The following is a 7,754-nucleotide window of genomic DNA, read 5'->3' as shown; positions in this document are numbered from 1 at the left end:
GACCGGTGGTCGCCGGGGCCGGGGCGGACGAGGCGGCGTCCGGCTGAGCGGCGTCGTCGCTGCCGCAGCCGGCGGTGAGGGCGACGGCGATCACGAGGACCGCGACGGCGGGCAGGTTCCGAGGATTCACCAGGGCAGTCTGCCCAACAGCGCCCGATGGCGGGAGTGGCCGGTCGGCCAGTGCGGTGTCCCATATCCGCCAGCCCCCGGTCGACCGGGCGACGCGGGTACGCTCCGGGCCGGCGTAGCAGACCGGCGCGATCGGGAGGCTGGGACGTGGCTATCGAGGTGCGGGCGGCCGGCCCTGCCGAGCGGACGGCGGTCGACGCGTTGCACGAACGCGAGTGGGGCGGCCCGTACGTGATCGCCCACGACACCCGGTACGACCTGCGTACCCTGCCGACGCTGGCGGCGGTGGACGGCGCGGGCGCGGTGGTGGGCGCGCTGGCCCACCGGGTCGACGCCGAGGGCCTGGAGGTGGTCAGCGTGGTGGCGGCGGTGTCCGGTGGCGGCGTGGGGACCGCGCTGCTGTCGGCGGCGACGGCGACGGCGGCTGCGGCGGGCCTGACCCGGGTGTGGCTGATCACCTCCAACGACAACCTGCGGGCGTTGCGGTTCTACCAGCGGCGCGGCATGCGGCTGGTCCGCGTGGACCGGGGCGCGGTGGACCGTGCCCGGCTGCTCAAGCCGGAGATTCCGGTGGTGGGCGAGGATGGGATTCCGTTGCACGACGAGGTGGTCCTGGAGCTGCTCACCGGCGTCCAGGGTCAGCCTGCCGGCAGGTCTGCCGCGCCCTGGATCTCGCTGACCACCGACGACGGTCCCGGTCGGGGTGGCCCCCGGTGACCTCGTGCGGGTCGCAGGCTGATGTTCGACTGTGGAATGCTTCCCCGGTGGGTGAACACGTGGTTCCCGTGGCCTGTCCCTGCTGCGCCTCCCGGACCGGCGGCGGGACCTGCCCGGTCTGCTTCTGGACCGACGACGGCCAGTCCGACGCCGACGCCGACGCGGTTCGGGGCGGCCCCAACGGCGACCTGAGCCTTTCGCACGCCCGACTCAACTACGCCGTCTACGGGGCCAGCCACCCGCGCTATCAGGACATGGTTCGCCCGGCCCGCCCCGACGAGCGCCCGGACGGCGCCCGACGGGGCTGAGCCCGGGTCAGCAGACCGGCACGGAGCCGCCGTACACGGCGGAGATGTACGCGTGGCTGACGTATTGCCCGGTGGCCAGGCGGTTCCACCGGGTGGTGGTGCGGTAGGGGCCGGCCACCGACTGGCCGGTGACGTAGCACTGGATCGGCACGTTGGCGAACCGGGCGGCGAGGCCACGGGTCGGGTACGACGTGCTGGCCCCGGTGCGGATGTTGAGCGGCCCGTCGCCGACGACCCCGCGCGGCCCGTCACCGGTCCACAGGTAGGCCACGTCCACCCAGGCGTTGGTGGTCAGCCGCAAGCCGTCCCAGAAGGTGCCGTCGGCCAGGTCGATGCCGGCCGGGTTGAGCACCGTACGCCCGAACTGGTCCCGCCCGCCGTTGTAGCCGGACTGGTACGCGGCCTGCGCCTCGGGCCGACCCTGCGGCAGGTTCTTCCAGTTCTCCCGCACGGCCGACGGGTTCCAGTAGTCGTCGCGGGTGTTCCACGGCCCGACGTCCCAGACCGGCGCGTACTCGCAGCGGGAGCCGTTGGTGGTGCACACCCGCACGGTGTAGTCGCCGCTGTTGAGCGGGGAGAGCCCGCGCCGCGACGGCAGCGCCGCGAAGTGGTCCCGCGGCTGCACCGTACGGCCGTTGGCGGTCAGCTCGCCGACCAGTCCGATCCGGGTGGCGTACACCCGGTAGGTGCGGCCGGGTGTGGCGGCGGAGACGGCGGCGGTCGCGTCGGCGGTGAGCTGGACGCCGCGTACCGTCGCGGTGGCGCCGCCGGCCCGCGCGGTGAGCACCACCCGGGTCTGCACCCGGCTGACCGGCCGGTCGAAGACGGCGCCGGCGGTCGCGGCCCGCCACTCGCTCCAACCGCTGACCCGCCAGCCCCGGACCTGCGCCTCCACGGTGGCACCGGCGGGCACCTGCGCGGTGATCTCGGCGCGGACCCGGGTGGCCGGCCGGGTGAGGGTGCGCGGGGCGGTCAGCAGCATTCCCTCGGCGACCGCGCTGTGGTTGCGCCCGGCGGCCCGGGCCTCGCGCAGCCGGAGCCCGGCGGCGCTGCGCCGGACGTTGACGTCGTCCCGGTCGACGACGGACAGGTCGGCGTTCCACCGTTCGCCGCCCGGTGCGGCGGCGGTGAGGGTCAGCGGCTGGCCGACCGCGGGGGTGGCCGAAACGGGGCTGGTGGCGGGCAGCAGCGCGGCGGTGAGCGCGAGGGCCACGGCGGCGACGAGGGCGGTGGAGCGAGTACGACATCGGGGTCGTGTCATGGGCATTCTCCTCAGAACTTCCTGACCCTCGCATGTCGGGAGATCATGAGGAACCTGAGTACAAATGGCGACACATGCGAATCTTGCTCGAACGAGGGAGGATGGCGAGGTGCCCGAAGGCGACACCGTCTGGAACACCGCGCGCGTGCTGCACCGCGCGCTGGCTGGCGCGCGTCTCACCGGCAGTGATTTCCGGGTGCCCCAGCTGGCCACCACGGACCTCACCGGTTGGACCGTCCGCGCGTCGGCCAGCCGGGGCAAGCACCTGCTGCTCCGTCTCACCGCTCCCGCCGGCGGGGCGCACTGGACGCTGCACTCGCACCTGCGGATGGACGGCGCCTGGCGGGCGTACGCGCCCGGGGAACGCTGGAGCGGGCGGCCGGCACACCTGATCCGGGTGGTGCTGCGCAGCCCCGGCGCGGTCGCGGTCGGCTACCACCTGCACGAGTTGGCCCTGGTGCCCACCGCGGAGGAGGACGGCCTGGTCGGTCACCTCGGCCCCGATCTGCTCGGCCCCGACTGGGATCCGGCCGAGGCGGTCCGTCGGCTCGCCGCCCACCCGGAGGAGACCATCGGCGAAGCGCTGCTCGACCAGCGCAACCTGGCCGGGGTGGGCAACCTCTACAAGTGCGAGGTGCTCTTCCTGCGCGGGGTTTCGCCGTGGACGCCGGTGCGTGCGGTGCCCGACCTGGCCGGCACGGTGGCCCTGGCGCAGCGGCTGCTCGCCGCCAACCGGGGCCGCTGGACGCAGAGCACCACCGGCTCGCTGCACCGGGGGCAGACCAGCTACGTGTACGGCCGCCGCGCCCAACCCTGCCGTCGCTGCGGCACCGCGATCCGCAAGCAGGAGATGGGCGAACGGGTCACCTACTGGTGCCCGGTCTGCCAACCGGAGCATCCCGGGGCCCCGCCGCCCGCCTGACCGGCCGGCACGGACCGAGGTCATCCCAGATACGGACGATTGGGTAATTCCTAACCGGCCTCCGGAGTCGCATGCTGCGGTTGAGTGCTCACCGATCGTCAGAGTGCCGGGCCCGACCAGGCCGCCACGCAGGGGTGGCGACCCTCGTGCCCCGACCCCGGGGAGAGCCATGGCGATTTTTCGCAGACTCCGCTCCACCTGGTTCGAGCGGACTGCCCGCGAGAGCAACGGCGGCACCAACGGGCGGGTGGCGTCCGTGCCGGCCATTCGTACCGTCGAGGAGGCCGCCCCGGCGCCCAGCCTCGACCCGGCCGTCGTGCCCCACCGCTTCGGGCCGGTGCCGAACTTCGCGTACAGCCCCCGTCCGGCACGCGACCCGCACGGACGGGTGGTGCCGGGCACCGGGCTGCGCAAGTTCGTCGACGCGCTGCCCACTCCGGGTCAGCTGGGTGGCAGCGACCTCGGCGGGTACCTGCCGGTGGCGGTGCCGGACACGATCAGCTACCCGGGGTGCGACTACTACGAGATCGGCCTGCAGGAGTACGCGCAACGACTGCACCGGGACCTGCCGGCCACCCGGCTGCGCGGCTACCGGCAGCTGAACCTGGGCACCGACGCGTCCGGCCACAACACGGTGGCGCCCCCGGAGCGGCCCTGGCATCTCGGGCCGATGATTCTCGCCCGTCGGGGCCGACCGGTCCGGGTGAAGTTCATCAACCAGCTCCCCACCGGCCGGGCCGGCGAGTTGTTCCTGCCGGTCGACGACACGGTCGAGGGAGCCGGCACCGGCCCGCTGGACGGCCCGGCGCCGTACCCGCAGAACCGGGCGGTGCTGCACCTGGCCGGGGCGCAGACCGGCTGGACGAGCGCCGGCAACCCGGGGCAGTGGATCACCCCGGCCGGGGAGATCACCCCGTACCCGACCGGAACGGGCCTGGCCCACGTGCCGGACATGCCGCCGCCCGGGGCCGGCGCCACCACGCTCTACTACCCCAACGAGCAGAGCGGCCGGCTGCTGTGGTTCCACGACAACACCCTCGGCCTGGCCCGGCTCACCGTCTACGGCGGGCAGCTCGCGCTCTACCTGCTCACCGACCCGGCCGAGGACCAGCTCGTCGCGGACGGGGTGCTGCCGACCGACCAGCTGCCGCTGGTGATCGAGGACAAGACGTTCGTGCCGGACGACACCCAGCTCGCCGCCGAGGACCCCACCTGGGACCGGGAACGCTGGGGCGCGCGGGGCGGCCTCTGGCACCCCCACGTCTACCAGCCCCGGCAGAACCCGTACCGGTCCGGTGGGCGCAACCCGACCGGCCGGTGGGACTACGGCCCCTGGTCGCGTACCACCGCCCCGGACGGCACCCGGAGCGACGGCTGGCCCGTCGCGGACGGCTGGCCGTCGGCGGACGGCGTCACCGGCGGACCGTCGTTGACCGGGCCCGGCCCGGTGCCGAATCCGCACCACGATCCGGTCGGCGCGCCGGAGGAGCCGCCGCTGAGCCCCGGCACGCCGCACCCGTCGGCCGTGCCCGAGGTGTACGGCGACACCCCGCTGGTCAACGGCGTCGCCTACCCGTACCTGGAGGTACGGCCGCGCGCGTACCGGTTCCGGATCCTCAACGCGTGCCTGGACCGCAGCCTCAACCTCCAGCTTTACCGAGCCTGCTCGGACGCGCCGATGTGGACGGACGACGGCGCCCTGGCCGACGCCGACGCCGGTGAGGTGCCGATGGTGCCCGCTGTGCGGGCCGCGGACCGGCCGGCGGACTGGCCGACGGACGGACGCGACGGCGGGGTGCCGGACCCCCGCGCGGCCGGGCCGGCGTTCATCCAGATCGGCAACGAGGCCGGGCTGCTGCCCGCCCCGGTGGTGCTGCCGAACCGGCCGATCGGCTACCGCTACGACCGGCTCGACCCGACCGTGCTGAACGTCGACGGGCACACGCTGCTGCTCGCTCCCGGCGAGCGTGCCGACGTGCTCGTCGACTTCTCCGCCGTGCCGCCGGGCAGCACGCTGATCCTGTACAACGACGCCCCGGCGCCGCTGCCCGGCTTCGACCCGCGCTACGACCAGCACACCGACGCGCCGGACCGGAGCGCCGAGGGTGGCCCGCCCCCCACCGAGCCGGGGTACGGCCCGAACACCCGCACGCTGCTCCAGTTCCGGGTGACCGGAGCGCCGGCCCCGCCCTACGACATGGCCCGGCTGCGCCAACGGCTGCCCCTCGCGTACGCGGCCAGCCAGCGCCCGCCGATCGTGCCGCAGCCGGCGTACGACCCGGCGTTCGGCACCCGGACCGCGCGCGAGACGACCGTGCCGGTGCACGCCGGCACGGTCACCTTCACGCCGGCGGGCGCCGCCGGCCCGGTCACCCTGCCCGTCGCGGTGAAGGCCGCGCAACAGGTCTTCGAGCCCGACCACGGCCGGCTGGCCGGCCGGCTCGGCGTCGGTCACCCGAACGCCGGGCCGCTCACCCCGGCGACCCTGCCGCTCGGTCCGACCGATCCCGTCACCGAGGTGCTCTTCGCCGCCGATCCGGCGGTGCCGGTCGGCGCGCCGACCGACGGCACCCAACTCTGGCGGATCAGCGGCAACGTGCGGCAGACCGAGCCGCTGCGCTTCGGCGGCTGCGACGTGCAGCTGATCAACCGGGTCGGCTGGGACGGCACGCTCCGGCCCCCGCACGGCAGCGAGCTGGGCTGGAAGGAGATCGTCCGGGTCAACCCCCGGGAGGACGTGGTGGTGGCGCTGCGCCCGGTCGCGCCGACGCTGCCGTTCAAGCTGGGCGACAGCGTCCGGCTGCTCGACCCGGGCCGTCCGGCCGGCGCCCGGACCGGCTCGACCCCGGTCAGCCCGGCCGACGGGCGACCCGCCCTGGTGGTGAACCAACTGGTCAACCTGGGCTGGGAGTACCGCTGGCACAGCCAGCTCGCCGGTCACCGCGACCTCGGAATGAACCGGCCGTTGGTGCTACGGGTGACGCCGAAGGCGCCGACCGGGCTGACCGCCACGCCGGCCCCCGGCTCGGCCACCGCGCTCCCGGCGATCGCGCTTGCCTGGACCGGCAACGGCGGCCGCCCTCCGGCCACCAGCCACCTGCTGCAACGGGCGACCGACACGACCTTCGGCGGCGAGGTCACCACCATCACCGTCGCGGCCACCGCCACCCGCTACACCGACGCGACGGTCACCCCCGGCGTCACCTACCACTACCGGATCCGGGCGGAGAACGCCGTGAGCTACTCGTCCTGGTCGAACAGCGTGCCCGCCTCGGTGCACCTGGCCGCCCCGAGCGGGTTGGCCGCGGCGATCCCGCCGGCCGCGCCGCTGCGGGTGGCGCTGCGCTGGGCGAACCGCTCCTTCGCCACCGGCATCGACGTGCAGCGGGCCACCAACCCGACCTTCACCAGCGGCCCGGGCACCACCGCGATCGGGGTCGGTGACAACCACCTGGACGTCACGGTCGCCCCGGACACCACGTACTACTACCGGGTGCGGACCACGTACCTGGGCGCCGCCTCGGCCTGGTCGACGGTGGCCGCGGTGAGCACCCCACCCGCGCCCGTCACGCCGAGCGGGGTCGGTGTCACCGCCAGCGCGCCGGGGCCGGACACCGCGACGGTGGTCCTGGCCTGGACGGCGAGCACGCCGGCCGGCCCCGGGGCCGGGTTCATCGTGCAGCGGGCGGTGGACCCGGCCTTCGGTCGGGAGGTGGCCACCTTCACGGTGACCGGTCGCGGCTTCACCAACACCGGGCTGGCCCGAGGTGTCACGTACCACTACCGGATCCGGTCGTTCAACGTCGTGGGCAGCTCGTCGTACACCGACCCGATCCCGGTCACCACCCCGCCGTGAGTGGGCGGCGTCGCCGGCTCAGCGGACGGGCGTGCTCAGCGGGTGGGCGCGCGCAACGGAGTGCCGACCGCGCGCAGCTCGGCCAGCGCCGAGGCCACGCCGTGCAGCAGATCGGTCGCCTCGGTGAGCCGGGCGGCAGCCGGGTGGGCGGTCTCCGGTCGGGCGTCCTCGGCCAGGTAGCCGGCGGCGGCGACCACCAGCCGTTCGTAGGCCGCGACGCCGCTCTCCAACTGGGCGGTCAACACGCCGTGCGCCTCGGCCAGCGGCGCCCGGGCGTCGGTCGGGGCCAACCGCAGCGCCCGTTCGACGCTGGCCACCCGGGCGGCCAGGTCACGCAGCGACTGGTCGGCGGCGGCGGCCTCCAGCACCGCCGGCTCGGCCAGGCCGGTGAGCCGGTTGGCCATCCCGCCCAGGGTGAGCGCCGCCCGGTCGAGTCGGGCCCACTGCTGCCCAGCGCTGGTGCCGCGCAGCGCGACGCGGCTGCGGACGCGGCGTACCTCGGCCAGCACCCCCGAACCGATCGGCAGCCGCTCGACCGCGGCCACCAGCCGGGCCCGCGAC

At 75.0% G+C, this 7,754-nt stretch carries 6 protein-coding genes; 4 read left to right on the top strand and 2 right to left on the bottom strand.

The features are described from left to right. Positions 1 to 276 precede the first annotated feature (276 nt). Both EAD98_RS03740 and EAD98_RS03735 read left to right on the top strand, forming a co-directional pair. Positions 277 to 846, top strand: a complete 570-nt coding sequence (locus tag EAD98_RS03740; protein WP_199723273.1) for a GNAT family N-acetyltransferase — start codon at positions 277 to 279, stop codon at positions 844 to 846. Between the two features lie 47 nt (positions 847 to 893). Beyond that, positions 894 to 1,154 carry a CPCC family cysteine-rich protein gene (locus EAD98_RS03735; RefSeq protein ID WP_109815454.1) on the top strand — a complete coding sequence of 87 codons (261 nt, stop codon included), beginning with the start codon at positions 894 to 896 and terminating at the stop codon, positions 1,152 to 1,154. A 7-nt stretch (positions 1,155 to 1,161) separates the two neighbouring features. Here the strand turns inward: EAD98_RS03735 and EAD98_RS03730 are convergent, their stop codons facing one another. Beyond that, on the bottom strand, positions 1,162 to 2,415 hold the full coding sequence (locus EAD98_RS03730; protein ID WP_121652673.1) for a hypothetical protein: 1,254 nt from the start codon (positions 2,413 to 2,415) through the stop codon (positions 1,162 to 1,164). A gap of 109 nt (positions 2,416 to 2,524) precedes the next feature. Between EAD98_RS03730 and EAD98_RS03725 the strand changes: the two genes are divergently transcribed. Both EAD98_RS03725 and EAD98_RS03720 read left to right on the top strand, forming a co-directional pair. After that, positions 2,525 to 3,337: a DNA-formamidopyrimidine glycosylase family protein gene (locus tag EAD98_RS03725; RefSeq protein WP_121652672.1), complete on the top strand. Its 813-nt coding sequence runs from the start codon at positions 2,525 to 2,527 to the stop codon at positions 3,335 to 3,337. A gap of 169 nt (positions 3,338 to 3,506) precedes the next feature. Then, positions 3,507 to 7,193 carry a hypothetical protein gene (locus EAD98_RS03720; protein ID WP_121652671.1) on the top strand — a complete coding sequence of 1,229 codons (3,687 nt, stop codon included), beginning with the start codon at positions 3,507 to 3,509 and terminating at the stop codon, positions 7,191 to 7,193. Between the two features lie 35 nt (positions 7,194 to 7,228). Here the strand turns inward: EAD98_RS03720 and EAD98_RS03715 are convergent. Further along, on the bottom strand, positions 7,229 to 7,754 hold a 526-nt coding region (locus EAD98_RS03715; RefSeq protein ID WP_121652670.1), incomplete at its 5' end, for a hypothetical protein.

It is taken from the genome of Micromonospora sp. CV4 (assembly GCF_003667455.1).
GTDB lineage: Bacteria > Actinomycetota > Actinomycetes > Mycobacteriales > Micromonosporaceae > Micromonospora.
Note: the sequence above shows the minus strand (reverse complement) of the source record. Positions and strands in the feature narration are given on the sequence as shown.

Bases quoted from the DNA above. Each gene is read 5' to 3' on its own strand.
- EAD98_RS03720 (WP_121652671.1), top strand. From the start codon at position 3,507: ATGGCGATTTTTCGCAGACTCCGCTCCACCTGGTTCGAGCGGACTGCC.
- EAD98_RS03730 (WP_121652673.1), bottom strand. From the start codon at position 2,415: ATGACACGACCCCGATGTCGTACTCGCTCCACCGCCCTCGTCGCCGCC.